A 273-nucleotide genomic window follows, 5' to 3' on the forward strand; every position below is an offset into this window, starting at 1 on the left:
TCCCGGGGAAGCGATCCGCTTGGTGTGGTAGAGCGCCAGGGCCTTGCCCTTGTCGAAGATGGCCAAGTAGTGGTGGGCGTGGCGGCCCAGGCGGATCACCTCACTCATGGGCAGGATGGTGCCCCCGCCGGTGAGGCCGCGTCCGGCGGCGGCCTCCAACTCTTGCAGGGTGGTGGTGACGATGATGGAGGCCGGTAACCCGTTGTGTTGGCCCAGTTTCCCGGAGGCCAGCAGTGCGCGCAGTCCGGCCAGCAGGGCGTCGTGGCCGCGCTG

Annotated in this window: 1 protein-coding gene; it reads right to left on the minus strand. The window is 69.2% G+C overall.

The features are described from left to right. A partial coding sequence (locus JF781_RS28320) for a DUF222 domain-containing protein (protein WP_225341397.1) occupies nucleotides 1-273 on the minus strand: 273 nt, incomplete at both ends.

It is taken from the genome of Mycobacterium sp. WUMAC-067 (genome assembly GCF_020217485.1).
In the GTDB taxonomy this organism is placed as follows: domain Bacteria; phylum Actinomycetota; class Actinomycetes; order Mycobacteriales; family Mycobacteriaceae; genus Mycobacterium.